Below are 16011 nucleotides of genomic sequence, written 5' to 3' on the forward strand. Positions count from 1 at the left end.
CAAGCCGATCGGCATCGTCGCGGCGACCGATGCGCGCGCGCGTCAGGTGCTTCAGGCTTGCGTGATCGGCGAGATCGCCGTGCCCGAACAGGTGGCCATTGTCGGCATCGACAACGATCCCGTAGCACAATTGCTCTCACGCATTCCGCTGACGTCGGTCACCCAGGGCGCGGAAGAAATGGGCCATACGGCAGCTCATATCCTGCACCAGATGCTACGTGGCGTGGATTGTTCGCAAGTGCGCGTATGGGTGCCGCCAGTGGGTATCAACGTGCAGGCATCGAGCCGGCACCAGCCGCTGCGCAGCCCGATCGTCATGCGCGCCAGCCATTACATTCGCCAGTACGGCTGCCTGGGCATCAAGACCGACCAGGTCGCCGACTATGTGAAGGTGTCACGCACGGTCCTGGAAGAACACTTCAAGCGCGAACTGCGCCAGACGGTGCATCAGGCCATTCTCCGCCACAAGCTCGACAGCGCCTGCCAACTCATTACCAGCTCGTCGTTGCCACTGGCCGAGATCGCCGTGCGTTGCGGCTTTACGTCATTGCAGTACATGTACACGGTATTTCGTCGCGAATACGACTGTACGCCGCGGCAATACCTCGACAGTCACCGCCACGCCACGGACGCGACCTGAGCGCGCCGACCAGGACACTGCATGCCCGTCTCGAACGCTTTCGCCTGGGGCCATCTGCCCGATGGCCGCCCGCTTCACCGCTGGACGCTACGCAACGCCAACGGCGTATCGATCGATATCGCCGATCTCGGTGCCACGCTGCTGTCCTGGCAGGCACCTGACCGGCACGGCCATGCCGGTGAGGTGCTGCTGGGCCATGCCGATGCCCGCCAGTATCTTGCCAGCGACGCCTACATGGGCGCGATGGTCGGGCGGTGGGCCAATCGCATACGTGATGGGCACTTTCAGCTCGATGGCATCGACTATCGCCTGGATCGCAATGATCGCGGCCATCATCTGCACGGCGGCGTCCACGGCTTCCACCTGCAACGCTGGGATGCCGAGCCCGAAGATGACGCGCTCGTGCTGCGTCTGCTTTCGCCCGAGGGCGACGGTGGTTTTCCGGGCGAACTCCAGGTGCAAGTGCGCATACACCTGCACGATGACGGCAAGCTGGACCTGCACTACGAGGCGCGCAGCGATGCCCCGACGCCGCTCAGCCTGACTTCGCACCCGTACTTCAACCTCAATGCGCGCCGTACGGACATTCGCGACCACCTGATCCGCATCGATGCCAATGCCTTTCTCGCCACCGATGGAAAAGGCATACCGACTGGCCCCCAACCCGTGGCCGGGACGGCTTTCGACTTTCGCCAGAGCGCGCCGATCGGCGCACGACTGGATTGGCCCGATAGCCAGTTGCGCGCCGCCGACGGTTTCGACCATTGCTACATACTCAATGAGACCTCACCGAACCAAGCACGCCTGGTGGCGCAGGTCATCGAGCCATCCAGCGGTCGCCGGTTGAGTGTCTTTACGGATCGGGCGGGCCTGCAATTCTACAGCGGGCAGAAGCTGGCCGGTCAGCCGGATCGACAAGGTGGGCGCTACGGCACCTTCGCCGGCTTCGCCCTGGAGGCCCAGGCCTTCCCCGATCAGGTCAACGGGCCGGACGCCGAACAGGTCATCCTGCGCCCCGGCCAGGTATGGCGCCAGCACACCTGTTATCGAATCGACACGATCTAGCACCCGTTCGCCCGCTACAATAGCGGGATGTCTCTTATCCAATTGCATCGCGTCGACTTCAGTATCGGCGGCCCCCTCCTGCTTGAGCACGTCGACCTGTCGATCGAAGCGCACGAGCGCGTCTGCATCGTCGGCCGCAATGGCGAAGGCAAATCCACCCTGATGAAACTGATCGCCGGCGATTTGCGCGCCGATGACGGTGAAATCCGGGTACAGAACGGTGTGGTTGTCGCCCGCATGGCCCAGGAAGTACCGCAGGACACCGCTGGCAGCGTGTTCGATGTCGTGGCCCAGGGCCTGGGCGACCTCGGCCAGTTGCTGGCGCGTTATCATCATCTGTTGAACGACGGCGACATGGACGCCCTGGGTGAAGTTCAGACCCAGATCGAGGCACACCACGGCTGGGACCTCGATCGCCGCGTCACTGACGTACTGACCCGCCTGGAGTTGCCTGGCGACACCGACTTCAGCGCCCTCTCCGGCGGCATGAAGCGCCGCGTGTTACTGGCACAGGCACTGGTTCGCAAGCCCGACGTGCTGCTGCTGGACGAACCCACCAACCACCTGGACATCGAAGCCATCGGCTGGCTGGAAGGTTTTCTCCGGCAGTTCGAGGGCAGCATCATCTTCATCACGCATGACCGCAGCTTCCTGCGTGCACTGGCCACCCGTATCATCGAAATCGATCGTGGACAGTTGACCAGTTGGCCCGGCGATTACGACAACTACCTTCGCCGGCGCGAAGAGCGCCTGCATGCCGAAGCCCAGGCCAATGCGCTGTTCGACAAGAAGCTGGCACAAGAAGAAGTGTGGATACGCCAGGGCATCAAGGCACGCCGCACCCGCAACGAAGGACGCGTGCGCGCGCTCAAGGCGCTACGCCGCGAGCGCTCGGAGCGACGCGAACTGGGCGGTAATGCCAGGATGACCCTGGCCAACGCGCAGGCCTCGGGCAAAAAAGTGATCGATCTTGAACATGTCCACCAGGCTTATGGTGGACGCGTGCTGATCGACGACCTCACGACCACCATCATGCGCGGTGATCGCGTAGGCATCATTGGTCCCAACGGGGCCGGTAAAAGTACCCTGTTGAAGATCCTGCTCGGCGAACTCCCACCGCAACGCGGCGAGGTGACTTCGGGTACGGGCTTGCAAATCGCCTATTTCGACCAGCACCGTTCGCAGCTCAACGACAACCTCAACGCGCTGGACAACGTGGCCGAAGGCCGCGAGTACATCGAACTCAACGGCCAGCGCAAACACATCATCGGCTATCTGCAAGATTTCCTGTTCTCGCCCGAACGTGCGCGCGCGCCGATCACCCGGCTATCGGGCGGTGAGCGCAATCGCCTGCTATTGGCCAAATTGTTCGCCCAGCCCTCCAACCTGCTGGTGATGGACGAGCCGACCAACGACCTGGATGTCGAGACGCTGGAATTGCTCGAGGAACTGCTCGGTGAATACCAGGGCACCTTGCTGCTGGTGTCGCACGATCGGCAATTCCTCGACAATGTGGTCACCAGCACGCTGGCCCTGGAGGGCGATGGACGCGTTGGCGAATACGTGGGCGGCTATACTGATTGGCAGCAGCAAAAGCCCGCCGTACGCCAGCCAGCCGGCACCGCCGTGGCGGCATCCGCTCCGTCCACACCGGCCCCGGCGCCTGCCGAACCGGCCAGGCGCAAGCTCAGTTACAAGGACGCACGCGAGCTGGAGCAACTGCCGGGCAAGATCGAGAAACTTGAGGCAGATATCACCGCGCGCGGTGAAGCCATGAATGATCCATCGTTCTTCCAGCAAGACGCGGCAACCATCATGAAGGCCAACGAAGCGCTCGCCGCGCTACAGGCCGAACTGGATGCCGCGTACGCTCGTTGGGCGGAACTGGATAGCTGACACCACGCCTGGATTCATAATGGGCAATCGCGTCCAGCGACTGCCCGCGCGTGCGCGGCCTCATCGATCCTATGACGAGCATGACCCTACCCATGGCCGCGCCGATCAACAAGAACGCACCTGTGGCACGAAAATGTCGCAGTGCGCTGGCGATAAAGAATGCGACGAAGATCGATGCCAATCGGCTCCATCCGTCATAAAACAGATGGTGCAGGCGCGTATGCCAGCGGGAAACGGCTCTGCCTGAATTTCGTCTTTCGGGCACATGTCCATATTGCGGCCTGGGGTTCTCAAAGCCCCAATCTGCGACTGGGTCGCAGATTGCTTGGCGATTGAAATCGTTTCTACCCGATGACGCAACAGGCACAATTGAATCAGCCTGTATTCTGCAGTCCCTGCGACACACCATTGACGCAGGCAACCAGCGCCTTCAGCAGGTCATCATCACTTTCGCCGCCATCACGCCAACGCTTGAGCAGATCCACTTGCAATAGACTCATCGGGTCGACATAAGGATTGCGCAGACGGATCGATGTGGCCAGGCGCGGCTCGTGTTCGAGCAACTCCTGCGAGCCTTTCAGCCTTAGCACCCATTCGCGCGAGCGCTCGAATTCGTCGCGGATCAATGCAAAAAAAGGCTCATGCAAAGCGCCGGACAAGCGCGAAAAGGCCTCGGCGATAGCCAGGTCGCATTTGGCCAGAACCATCTCCACGTCGTTGAGCATGTTGGCGAAGAATGGCCAATCGCGCGCCATCTCCAGCAAGGCATCCTCGCCATCTTCGTCGGCGAGGCGCTGCAAGGCGCTACCCAGCCCGTACCAGCCGGTGAGAATGGAGCGGCACTGAGTCCATGCAAACACCCAGGGAATGGCACGCAGATCCTGCACGCCACGCATGCTGCGACGTCGCGACGGGCGCGAACCCAACGTCATGCGTTCGATTACGTCGATCGGCGTGGCCGCGCGGAAATAGTCGATGAAGTGCTCCCGGTCAACCAGTTCGCGATATGTCACGCGACTGGCGGCCGACAGACGATTCATGCGCTCGCGCCAGATGTCTTCACGCGCTTCGGTATCACGCGGACGCAGGCTGGCGCGCAGCACCGCACCCACGGTCTGCTCCAGGTTACGCAACGCCAGGGCTCGAATGCCGTATTTGCGATGAATGACCTCGCCCTGCTCGGTAATGCGCAAGACTCCGTTGACCGAGCCCCGTGGGGAGGACATTAGCGCCGGGGCGATGCGCGCGCCACCACGACTGGCCGAACCACCCCGGCCATGGAAGAACGACAGGCGCACACCCGCCTCGCGGGCCAGGTCAAGCAATTCCACCTGCGCCCGCTGCAAACCCCAGCGCGAGGCCAATGTGCCGCCGTCCTTGCCGCTATCGGAATAGCCAAGCATGACCCACTGGCGATCGCCGCGAGAGGCAAGGTGCTGGCGATAGACCGGATCATCCAGCAGGGCCCGCAGCGTAGCTGGTGCGTTCTTCAGATCATCGACCGTTTCGAACAAAGGCGCGATATCGAGCGGCACGCGGTCATCGCGCACGAGGCCACCGTGACGTGCCAATGCCAGCACAGCCAGCACGTCAGCCGCCGAACGGGCCATGCTGATGATGTACAGACCCACCGCATCGGCGCCATAGCGTTCGCGCGACGCGCCCAGGGTACGGAACACCGCCTGCAACGCGCTGGCCTGCTCGCCATCGCATTCGCCGAAAGCCTGTTCGCCGGCGGCATAGGCACGCAAGCGTTCGACGCGATCGGCGACCTCACGGTCCTGCCATGACTCATCGGCAAACAGCGCTGCCAGTGCCTCGTCGTGCATGGCCGAATCCTGCCGCACATCCAGGCGCGCCAGATGGAAACCGAAGGTACGTACGCGCCAGATCAGTCGCTGCACTGCATAGGCACCGGCATGCAGGCCATGATGGTCCAGAAGGCTGGTACGAATCAGGTGCAGGTCTTCCAGCAGTTCCCTGGCATTGGCATAACCCTCCTGGTGCTCGTCGTCATGCGTGGCATGCAGGCGCGCCTCGATTACGGTCAACAGGCTGCGATAGGGCATGTCCGCATGGCGCGGACGCACCTTGGCGGCGGCCCGGGGGAAACGCTCGCGGTAGTCGGCCAGTTTTTTCGCCAGGCCATCATCCACGTCCACACGCCCCTCGGTCTGACTGAGCAGGCGCGCGAGACCGGCGATGTCGGCCATATAGTGCTCCAGCACATGCGCGCGCTGCGTGGACAGGCTGGCCTCGATGGTGTCAGCTCCGACATTGGGGTTGCCATCCATGTCACCACCCACCCAGGTTGCAAAACTGAGCAGGCGCGGTAGCGGCATGGCGATGCCGTACACCTGCTGCAACGCATCGGCGAGCGATTCGTACAATGCTGGCACGATGCGATAGATCGGGTTGGCCAGGTAGAAGCCCACGTGGTGGTGCTCATCCTGTACGGTCGGCCGCAGCGGCGAGGCCTCAGCCGTCTGCCAACCGGAATTGAGCGCCATGAAGATGCGATCGTCGTCTTCCTTGCGCTCCTGCGGCGTGCGCGTGGGGTCGAAGTTATCCACCAGCGCGCGCACGATGGATTGTTCTTTCTCCAACAGGGAGCGCCTGACCGCTTCGGTCGGATGCGCGGTGAAAACCGGCTCCACATGCAATCGGTCCAGCCAGTCGATCAGCTCAGGCGCCGCCACACCTTGCGCCTTCAGTCGTGCCAGGGCGTCGAGCAGGGACTCCGGCTGCGCCTGCCCGCCCTCGCGCTGGTAATCGCGGCGACGGCGAATACGATGGACGCGCTCGGCGATGTTCACCGCCTGGAAGTAGCTGGCAAATGCCCGAGCCAGGGCCTCGGCGTCCGATGCCTCAAGACCGGCCAGTGACGCAGCCAGGGCATCTGCCGGACGCCCTTCACGGCGCCGCTGAATCGATGCAGTGCGGACAGTTTCGACCCGTTCGAAGAAATCCTCACCTTCCTGCTCGGCCAGCATCCTGCCCACCATTGCCCCGAGCCGGCTGACATCCTCGCGCAGCGGGCCGTCATGGGGCAGGAAATCATGCTCGCGCTCTTGCATCGAAGCCTCCTTTAACAGACTCGCGAGACTAACCCTCCGATGCTGCGAAGCACAATGGAGGAAAGGTCAAGACGCGTGCCGCCCCTGACGCATGGCCTCACACCGCCACGCCTGTATTGCCGCAAGCACCCAGTCATACGGCCAATACGTGCCGCCATTCCAGGTGAATTTTCCATGGACGGATACTGGTGCCAGGCAGGCATCGCTACCTCCGCAGGGACTGTCGGGTTAGAATTGCGGTTCCGCCAGCCCGCCGAGGGGCGCTGCGACCGTCTTCACGGCCAGGCTCGGTGCGGCATGCTTTACAACGGCGCCCGATCAAACCCATCGGAGCCTGTCGATGAACGCCGTTACGAAAGACACCACCCAGGACTTCAAGGTCCGCGATATCTCCCTGGCCGACCTGGGCCGCCGCCGTATTCGCATGGCGGAGGAGGAAATGCCCGGCCTGATGCAGATCCGCGCCCGCCACGCCAAGGACCAGCCGTTGAAGGGCGTACGCCTGTCCGGCTCGCTGCACATGACCAAGGAAACGGCGGTCCTGATCGAGACCCTCAGCGCGCTGGGCGCTTCGGTCCGCTGGGCCTCGTGCAACATCTTCTCCACCCAGGATGACTGCGCTGCCGCCATCGCCGCTGCCGGCATCCCCGTGTTCGCGTGGAAGGGCGAGACGCTTGAGGAATACTGGGATTGCACGCTGGACATGCTGACCCATCCGGGCATGCAGGGACCGGAGTTGATCGTTGACGATGGCGGTGACGCCACGCTGCTGATCCACAAGGGCGTGGACATGGAAAACGGTGACGACTGGGTCAATACGCCCAGCGGCAACCATGAAGAGCAGGTCATCAAGGATCTTCTCAAGCGCACCGCCAAGGAGCGCCCGGGCTTTTGGAAGAAAGTCGCGGCCGACTGGAAGGGCGTTTCGGAAGAGACCACCACCGGCGTGCACCGCCTTTATCAGATGATGGAGGCCGGCAAGCTGCTGGTGCCAGCCATCAACGTCAACGATTCGGTTACCAAGAGCAAGTTCGACAATCTCTACGGTTGCCGCGAATCGCTGGCCGACGGTATCAAGCGCGCGACCGATCTGATGGTGGCTGGCAAGGTAGCCGTCGTGTGCGGCTATGGCGATGTGGGCAAGGGTTGCGCTCATTCGCTCAAGGGCTTCGGTGCCCGCGTGATCGTCACCGAGATCGACCCGATCAACGCCTTGCAGGCCGCGATGGAAGGTTTCCAGGTCACCACCGTGGAAGACACCCTGGGCATCGCCGACATCTACGTCACCACCACCGGCAACAAGGACATCATCACGTTCGAGCACATGGCGGCGATGAAGAACAACGCCTTGGTGTGCAACATTGGCCACTTCGACAACGAGATCCAGATGGATCGCCTGAACGCAGCCAAGGATGTCACGCGCGAGAACATCAAGCCGCAGGTCGATCGCTACACCTTCGCCAAATCCGGTCATAGCATCTACATGCTGGCCGAGGGACGCCTGGTGAACCTGGGTTGCGCCCACGGTCATCCGAGCTTCGTGATGTCCAACAGTTTCTCCAACCAGACACTGGCGCAGATCGACCTGTGGAAGAACAAGGACGTCTACGAGAAGACCGTCTATCGCCTGCCCAAGCAACTGGACGAAGAAGTCGCCCGCCTGCACCTGGAGCAGATCGGCGTGAAGCTGACCAAGTTGACCCCGGAACAGGCCGCCTACATCGGCGTCCCGGTCGAAGGCCCGTACAAGCCGGATCACTACCGCTATTGATCCTCGCCGGAGCGCCGTCATCGGCGGCGCTCCCCTTCGGGCACTCGATGTCGCCCGACACATGTCATTCAACGAAGAAGTCATCCTCATGGAAAGAGGCAACACGGCGCTGTCCGTCTACCGGAACAGCATCTACCCCGCCATTTTCAGCAACGCGGGCAACGATAGCCACCGCGATGGCCCCCTCACCGCCTGCGTCGTCACCGGCCCGCCTGGATCCGGCAAGCAGGCAATCGGCCAGCGTGCTCACGCGCTTTTGCAGACCTATGGCCTGAAAACCGTTTCCATAGCGCATGGCGACCTGGCGCGCCACTGCTCCGATTACGGCTTGAACGGCCGCGATGCCGACCAACTTGTCGAAATGTGGCGCGACCAAGCCATCGCCGATGCCGCGCAACGACGGCTGGGCGTGGTCGTTGAAGCGACATTGACCGACGACAGCGCTGCCCGGCGCCTGCTCGACAACCTGCAACATCAGGGATACCAAGCCATTGGCTTTGCCGTCTGCACACCGGTTACGAGCCTCGATACCCGCGTGAGCGACATGCAGCAGGCAGAACGATTTCGCGCCAGCTATGAACAATTGGGTTGGATCGCCGAGTGCATCGAGAATCACCCCGCTACTACGCGCCTGGTCCTGGTCGATCGGCACGGCCAGCAGTACAACTCAAACGGACCGACCGTTCAGGCCGTGGAGCCCATTCGCCAACGAATTCAGCACAAGGAGCAAACCGCCTCGCTACCGCCCGTGCCACGCCGGAAATCGCCAGAGCATTCCCGGCACCTCTGAGGCAGCCAACCGCAGGAAAGGCTAGACATCCTTATATCTCAATGGAAAGATATAACCATCCTCCAGCCTGACCAGCCTCCATGACCGCGATCAGTTTCGAGTTCTTCCCGCCCAAGACCGACGACCAGCGCAAACAACTGCATACGGCAGCGCACAAGCTCAAGGGGCTCACACCGGAATACGCTTCGGTGACATTCGGCGCAGGCGGGTCCACGCTCAGCTATACCGGCGAGACCGTACGCCAGCTGCGCGATCGCCATGGGTTTTCGGTAGCGCCACACTTGAGCTGCATGGGAGGCACGCGGGCGGAAATCGCCGAATTGCTCGACGGTTACCGGCAACACGGCTGCCGTCGCATCGTCGCATTGCGCGGGGACCTGCCCTCGGGCATGGCCTCACCCGGCGATTTTCGCTACGCCTCGGAACTGGTGCGCTTCATCCGCGAACACAGCGGCGACCATTTCCACATCGAAGTGGCCGCCTATCCGGAAACCCACCCCCAGGCCAACGATGCGCTGGCTGACCTGCGCCACTTCAAGCACAAGGTGGATGCCGGCGCCGATGGCGCGATCACGCAATACTTTTTCAACGCCGACGCCTATTTTCGATTCGTCGAGGACGTACGCCGCCTGGGCGTGACTATTCCGATCGTGCCGGGCATCATGCCGATCGCCAATTTCACCCAGCTGCGTCGTTTCTCCGAGGCGTGCGGCGCGGAAATTCCGCGCTGGCTGACCAAGCGCATGCAGGCACATGGCGACGACGCCCAGGCGATCCGGGAATTGGGCGCGGAGGCCGTGGCCCAATTATGTCGGCGCCTCATCGAAGGCGGCGCACCGGGCCTGCATTTCTACACCTTGAACCTGGCCCGGCCGACGCTCGCGGTGCTCGATCGCCTGGCGTTGTAGCGGCCTCCGGGGCATGCGTCACGGCGCCCTGGACCAGGCACGGGCTATGCTTGGCAGATGCTTCGATTCCTCTGCCTGCTCTGCCTGTTGCTGGTCGCCCTTCCGCTGCATGCGCAGGCCATCCATCGTTGCCTGGGCGGCGACGGCACCCCTGTCTTTACCGATCAGCCCTGCGCGGCACTCAACGCCTCTGCGGCTGCCCATTCATCGGCTCCGTCCCAGACGACGCCTGGCAGCGCCATGGCCACGCAGCCGCCGGCCATCACCTGCGCGGCAACGCCGGAGATCCTGCGCCAGGGCGTGGTCGACGCCTTCGCCACACGTGATCCCAATCGCCTCGCCTCACTGATGCTCTGGGGAGGCTATGGGCGCCAGGGCGCGGTGACGCAGATCCGCGACCTGGGCGAACTGATGAAGCGCCCGCTGATCGGTATCGACATGGGCGACAAGGACGACGCCGACGGCAACGCCGGTGACGAAGATGGCACGCCATCCATGCAGGCCCACGGCCTGATCGTCCGCACCGCATCCGATGACGGCAGTGGTACGGCCCGCGAGACTCGCTTTGCCCTGGAGCGGCGCTCCGGCTGCTTCTGGCTGCGCCCATAACGCCAACCTGGACACATCACGCCAGTCCAGCGGTTATCATGGAGCGCTTTTTCTGGAGAACTCCCATGGCGCAGCAGTACCCGGATTGGATCTGGCAGAACGGCTCGATCAAGCCCTGGCAGGAAGCCACCACCCACGTGATGGCCCATGCACTGCATTACGGCTCATCGGTGTTCGAGGGCATTCGCAGCTATGCCACGCCCGATGGCGCAGCGATCTTTCGCCTGACCGATCATCTCAAGCGCCTGTACCAATCGGCCAGGATCTATGACATGGCCCTGCCGTACAAGCAGGAGGAACTGGCTTCCGCCTGCCGCGAAGTGGTTCGCAAGAATGGCCTGACCGCCGCTTACCTGCGCCCGGTGGCGTATCGCGGATTGGGCGGCTTCGGTCTTTCCGCCGAAACACCGATCGACATGGCCGTCGCGGCATGGCCGATGGGCCCGTATCTTGGGCCTGAGGCCCTGGAAACAGGCATCGAGGCCTGTGTGTCCAGTTGGCAGCGTGTTGCCCCCAACACCATACCGACGGGCGCCAAGGCGGGCGGCAATTATCTTTCCGGCCAATTGATCGCACGCGAGGCCCGCCGGCTGGGCTTTGGCGAAGGCATCGCCCTGGCCGCCAACGGCCTGTTGAGCGAAGGCGCGGGAGAGAACCTGTTCCTGGTATTCGATGGCGTGCTGCACACCACGCCGGCCAGCGCCTCCATCCTGACCGGCATCACGCGTGACACGCTCAAGACACTGGCACGGGAAGATGGCATCGAAGTGGTCGAACGCGATATCCCGCGCGAATACCTCTACCTGTGCGACGAGCTGCTGATGTGCGGCACGGCTGCGGAGATCACCCCGATCCGCTCGGTCGACGGCAAGCAGATCGGCAAGGGCCAGGCCGGCCGCATTACCCGTCGCCTGCAGGAGCTGTATTTCGGGCTGTTCAATGGCAAGACGAACGACCAGTGGGGATGGCTCGAACCACTCTGAAAACCCCACGGGAGTTAAGCCGCTCGCCATGCGAGCTGTAAATGATTGACGGTCGACAGGAAAAGCAAGCGTTTTCAGTGTCCAGCCTTTCTTTTCCTGTTCACCATGGACAGCGCCAGGCGCGCGACTTGCAGGCCGCGCAGCGGCCGGCTTCACTTACCCGTTAACTTGGGCAGTGATAATTCCCGCATCCCGACTGCTTATACTTCATCGCCATGTTTAAACACCTGCCTGCCCTGTCCTTGAGCTTCATGGTCCTGTTCAGCGGCGTCGCAGTCGCCCAGGTAAGTGCACCGGCGGAAGTTACCGCTGCGGCACCCAAGGGCACGCATCTGGTGTTTTTCCGGGCCAGCGGTGAACAGGTCGGCGCCGATGCGGTGGCCGTGTTCGAGACGGCTGCCGATGCCTCAGGGGCGAAGCAGCGCGACCTGGTCGTGTTTCGCAAGCAGGCCAGCGGTTTTACCGTCGTGGCACATAACGACAAGGTCATTGCCTGCTCCACGTGCAGCCAGTTTCACGACGATCCTTTCAGTGCGGGCCAGCATATCGAGGTATCACCCGGTCACATCCATATCGAACAGATGGATAGCGGCGAAACACCCTCCACCACGACCTTCGACTTCAGCGACGACACAAGCGCCAGGCAATGGCGGGTAACTGACGCCAGCCGTGTCCAGGTCAAGAACGGCCGCGGCAAGGGCGTGACACGCAAGCTTCCGCTACCCGCTTCGGGCCTGCTGGCGGACATGGATGGCCAATGGAGCACGCCTACCTTCTGGAATGCCTTGGTCGTCAACGATCAGAAGCACACTTTTTCGTTCTTGCTGAGCAAGCCGAGCGAGCAGGCGATCGACGCCGCCATTCATGCCAGCAGCAGTTGCGCCGATGGCGCGGCCTGCCGCGTGCTGGTCAAGCAACACGATGGCTGCATGGGTCTGGCACGCGATGCCGACAAAACCTTCTTTAGCGCGACCAGTCCCGACCCCAAGGCCGAGGACGCCGTCGCCAAACAGGCCTTGGCCGCTTGCAAGGCGGGCGGCAAGGGCGACTGCGAGACCGTTCGCACCGAATGCAGTACGGGCGCGATGTAATCCACCACGCGAAGCATCCATCACCGAGGGGAAACCATGGACGTCGTTTCGGACAAGCGCATCACCAGCCTGGAAGCCACCCAGGGCACGACACGTGTTTACGGCCTGGAAGACGGTAACTGGCTGGTCGCCCACGGCGGCACGGTCGCCTGGCGCAACAATAACCCGGGCAACATGAAATTCGGCTACGCCGACAGCGCCGACAAGACGGTGCACACGCATCGCACCCACGACCAGGCGCTGCACGCTGCTCAGACCCGCTATGACGGCGTGGTCGCCCTCGACCAGTGGGGCAATGCGGTCTTTGAAAGCTACGAGGCCGGTCGCAAAGCACAGGAAAAACTGTTGACCCACGACATGGGCGACAAGACTGTCGAGCAACTGGTGGAAAAATATTCCACGAACGACTACAGCGGCGTCACCCACCACAAGGCACAGATCGCCACGATCTATGCCACCGCCTCTGCCGAAGGCATCGACCTTCATGGCAAGAAGGTGCAGGACATGTCGGCCAAGGAACTGGACGCGCTCGCCGATGGCTTGAGCAAGGCCGAAGGTTGGAAAGCAGGCACGGTGCAGCACACCAAGCCGCTATCGAAGGAAGAGTTGCACAACGTGTTGAGCCACCCGTCGGCGCAAAACCACACGCCCGAGCCGCATCCGGCCCAGCATGCCGCCACGCACACCCCGGCACAACCGGCGGCACAGCACGCCACTACGCATGCGCCCACGCAGCCGGTCGAGCAACACGCGGCAACGCACGCAACGGCCCAACCAGCCGCTCAACACGCCACGACCCATGTGCCAGCACAATCGGTTACGCAGCATGCGGCACCGCATGCACCCGTGCAGCACGCCACACCTCACGCCCCCGAACACCATGCGGCACCCAAGACGCAGCATGAGGTCTACCGCGAGGGTGATCGCTCGCAAGGCGTGCAGCACTTGCAGGAAAACCTCAATAAGCTGGGTGCGCACGATGCTCATGGCATGCCGCTGCAAACCGATCACAAGTTCGGCCAGCACACCAAGGAAGCCGTCCAGGCATTCCAGCACGCCCATGGTCTGAAGGCCGATGGCATCGCCGGCGACAAGACGCTCGGCGCCATCGCGCAGGCAACCAGGCACAGCCCCCATTTGAACGATGCCGCGCATCCAGCGCATGAGATGTACAAACAGGCGCATGGCAACGTGTCCCGCCTGGACCAGCAACATGGCCGCACGCCAGGACCGCACACCGACAATTTCTCCGGTGCGCTGACCGCGGCGGCCGTCGGTGCGGGCATGAGCCGCATCGATCACGTCATACTTTCAGACGACGCCAAGAAGGGCTACGCCGTTCAGGGCGATCTCAATTCACCGTTCAAGCAATACACGGCGGTTGACGTCGCGCAGGCCATACAGACACCTGTTGCGCAGAGCAGCGCCCAAGCCATGCAGCAGCCGCAGCATGCACAAGCGCAACAACAGGCGCAGACTCAAACGCAGAACCAGGCCCAGGTGCAGGTCCGCCAGCACCAGCCGCCAGGCATGGGCGGCAGATAGGCATCCATCGCAAACACACGGCAAAAAAACGGGGCGCTCAAGCGCCCCTTTTTTATCGAACATGCCTGGGGTCAGTCCGCGACACCGCGCCGATGCCGGTCACGTTACCGCTCATGCAGAGATGACCGTTCACGTTGTCTTCGTCACTGATGTCGCACGTGCCGCCCTTACTCATTGCGACAAGGTCTCGCGCTACCGGACGTCCGCGGCCGTGGATGTCTGACGACATCGCGCTGTCCGTAAGTCAAGCAATCTTTGCATCGGACCGAAGATCCGCTTTGGCAAGGGGCACAAGAAAGCACATACAGCACACCCCAGCCGCTCGGGTCGGGAAAGCCGTCCTGACTAAACGCATTCCGTATGAACCCAGAAGGATGTCATCGATGAAGAGAAAGCTGATTACCGCGGCAATCATGATGATCGCGACGACTTGCGTGTACGCAAACCATCCCCTGTTGTCACGCGAACATATGCCTGAGCGTCAGATAAGCGGAGCGACCATCCCTTCCTCGATGGACCAGGCAGCCGCTCACATCATGCATGTTGCCTCCGAGTTGATTGTCCCCGAACTTGCAGAGATGGAGCTGGGCCAATTCGGTCGATTGCCCGCCCATGCTTCGCTCGATCACGCCGAACGACTGCCCGATGGCACGGTAATCTGGTCTGGCTCCGTGCACAAACAGAAAGGTACGCCAGGTGCGTCGACACAGAGCACGGACAACAACACCGTAATGGACGAACGCAATCACGTGCTGCTGGTAAACCATGACGGAAAAGTGACCGGCAATATCAAGGTCGATGGCAAGGAATATCGCATCCGCCCCGTGGGCGATCACCAGCACACCGTGACGGAAGTCGATCCATCGAAACTGCCGCAGCTTTCGCACGACGATGCCGTACCCTATCCGGGCGGTCCGTCCGCACATACCCATGCCGCGACCTTGAACGCCGACGGCACTGCCACGATTCGCGTACTGATTGCCTATGGTGCTCGCGCAGAACGTCTTACGAACGATCACTATGGCCTGGCGGCCCTTGCCGTCGCCAGGGCCAACGAAGGCTTTCGCAATAGCGGCATCGATATCCATTTCGAGCTGGCCAGCGTATTGCTGATGCGCCAGGATGAATATCGCGACATCGGCATGAACCTGGAATGGGTGACGCGCAACGGCGATGGTTTCATGGATGCCATCCATCAGTCACGCAATGACAGCCGCGCAGATATTGTCACTCTTGTAGCCGCCGATAGCGGCGGCTGCGGGCTCGGCTACCTCAACCCCAATGAGGGTGGCGCATTCAACGTCGTCGACTTCAACTGCTTTCAGGGCGACAACGTGTTCGCACACGAGGCAGGCCATAACATGGGCGCCCAGCACGATCCCGCCAATGCAGGCAATGGAACGCATGGCGCGTACCCTTACGGGTATGGCTACCAGAACTACGCAGTCAACCACCGTACGGTAATGGCCTACCCATGTTCTGGTACGAACTGCGACTGGGGTCCGATCTGGTCAACACCGTATCGCCTGTTCAACGGCTCGCCCATGGGCAACACCCACCAGAGCCACAACGCCCGCGTTCTTCAGGAGCGCCGCTTCACAGTCGCCAATTTCCGCTGACACCCTTACCGAGCCGA

12 protein-coding genes and 1 riboswitch are annotated in these 16011 nt (G+C 62.3%); of the genes, 11 read left to right on the forward strand and 1 reads right to left on the reverse strand.

The window, feature by feature from the left end:
• From VF436_RS05510 to VF436_RS05520, 3 genes are all read left to right on the forward strand, one after another.
• Nucleotides 1–640: substrate-binding domain-containing protein (locus tag VF436_RS05510; protein WP_330903007.1), on the forward strand; the 640-nt coding region annotated here is incomplete at its 5' end.
• 21 nt (nucleotides 641–661) lie between these two features.
• A complete protein-coding gene (locus VF436_RS05515) occupies nucleotides 662–1705 on the forward strand; it encodes an aldose epimerase family protein (protein ID WP_330903008.1) in 1044 nt (347 codons plus the stop codon).
• 27 nt (nucleotides 1706–1732) lie between these two features.
• Entirely contained in the window at nucleotides 1733–3601 is a 1869-nt protein-coding gene (locus tag VF436_RS05520) for an ATP-binding cassette domain-containing protein (RefSeq protein WP_330903009.1), read from the forward strand.
• Between the two features lie 374 nt (nucleotides 3602–3975).
• On the opposite strand, the gene ppc is transcribed toward VF436_RS05520, so the two are convergent.
• Nucleotides 3976–6678, reverse strand: a complete 2703-nt coding sequence (ppc, locus tag VF436_RS05525; protein WP_330903010.1) for a phosphoenolpyruvate carboxylase — start codon at nucleotides 6676–6678, stop codon at nucleotides 3976–3978.
• A gap of 249 nt (nucleotides 6679–6927) precedes the next feature.
• Nucleotides 6928–7001, forward strand: a riboswitch (S-adenosyl-L-homocysteine riboswitch).
• 17 nt (nucleotides 7002–7018) lie between these two features.
• Between ppc and ahcY the strand changes: the two genes are divergently transcribed.
• From ahcY to VF436_RS05565, 8 genes are all read left to right on the forward strand, one after another.
• The gene (gene ahcY / locus VF436_RS05530; protein WP_330903011.1) at nucleotides 7019–8449 is read left to right on the forward strand and encodes an adenosylhomocysteinase; all 1431 of its coding nucleotides are present in this window, start codon (nucleotides 7019–7021) and stop codon (nucleotides 8447–8449) included.
• An 88-nt stretch (nucleotides 8450–8537) separates the two neighbouring features.
• Complete coding sequence (locus VF436_RS05535; RefSeq protein WP_330903012.1) at nucleotides 8538–9239, forward strand: AAA family ATPase; 702 nt, start codon at nucleotides 8538–8540, stop codon at nucleotides 9237–9239.
• 80 nt (nucleotides 9240–9319) lie between these two features.
• Nucleotides 9320–10147 (forward strand): methylenetetrahydrofolate reductase [NAD(P)H], encoded by an 828-nt coding sequence (metF, locus tag VF436_RS05540; RefSeq protein ID WP_330903013.1) that lies wholly within the window; start codon nucleotides 9320–9322, stop codon nucleotides 10145–10147.
• 57 nt (nucleotides 10148–10204) lie between these two features.
• Nucleotides 10205–10756 carry a DUF4124 domain-containing protein gene (locus tag VF436_RS05545; RefSeq protein WP_330903015.1) on the forward strand — a complete coding sequence of 184 codons (552 nt, stop codon included), beginning with the start codon at nucleotides 10205–10207 and terminating at the stop codon, nucleotides 10754–10756.
• Between the two features lie 65 nt (nucleotides 10757–10821).
• The gene (locus tag VF436_RS05550; protein ID WP_330903016.1) at nucleotides 10822–11739 is read left to right on the forward strand and encodes a branched-chain amino acid transaminase; all 918 of its coding nucleotides are present in this window, start codon (nucleotides 10822–10824) and stop codon (nucleotides 11737–11739) included.
• Between the two features lie 251 nt (nucleotides 11740–11990).
• Nucleotides 11991–12830, forward strand: a complete 840-nt coding sequence (locus VF436_RS05555; protein WP_330903017.1) for a DUF4189 domain-containing protein — start codon at nucleotides 11991–11993, stop codon at nucleotides 12828–12830.
• A gap of 36 nt (nucleotides 12831–12866) precedes the next feature.
• Nucleotides 12867–14375 (forward strand): XVIPCD domain-containing protein, encoded by a 1509-nt coding sequence (locus VF436_RS05560; RefSeq protein ID WP_330903018.1) that lies wholly within the window; start codon nucleotides 12867–12869, stop codon nucleotides 14373–14375.
• A gap of 383 nt (nucleotides 14376–14758) precedes the next feature.
• Nucleotides 14759–15994: a zinc-dependent metalloprotease family protein gene (locus VF436_RS05565; protein ID WP_330903020.1), complete on the forward strand. Its 1236-nt coding sequence runs from the start codon at nucleotides 14759–14761 to the stop codon at nucleotides 15992–15994.
• Nucleotides 15995–16011 lie beyond the last annotated feature (17 nt).

It is taken from the genome of Dyella sp. (assembly GCF_036384435.1).
Taxonomy (GTDB): Bacteria; Pseudomonadota; Gammaproteobacteria; order Xanthomonadales; family Rhodanobacteraceae; genus GSA-30.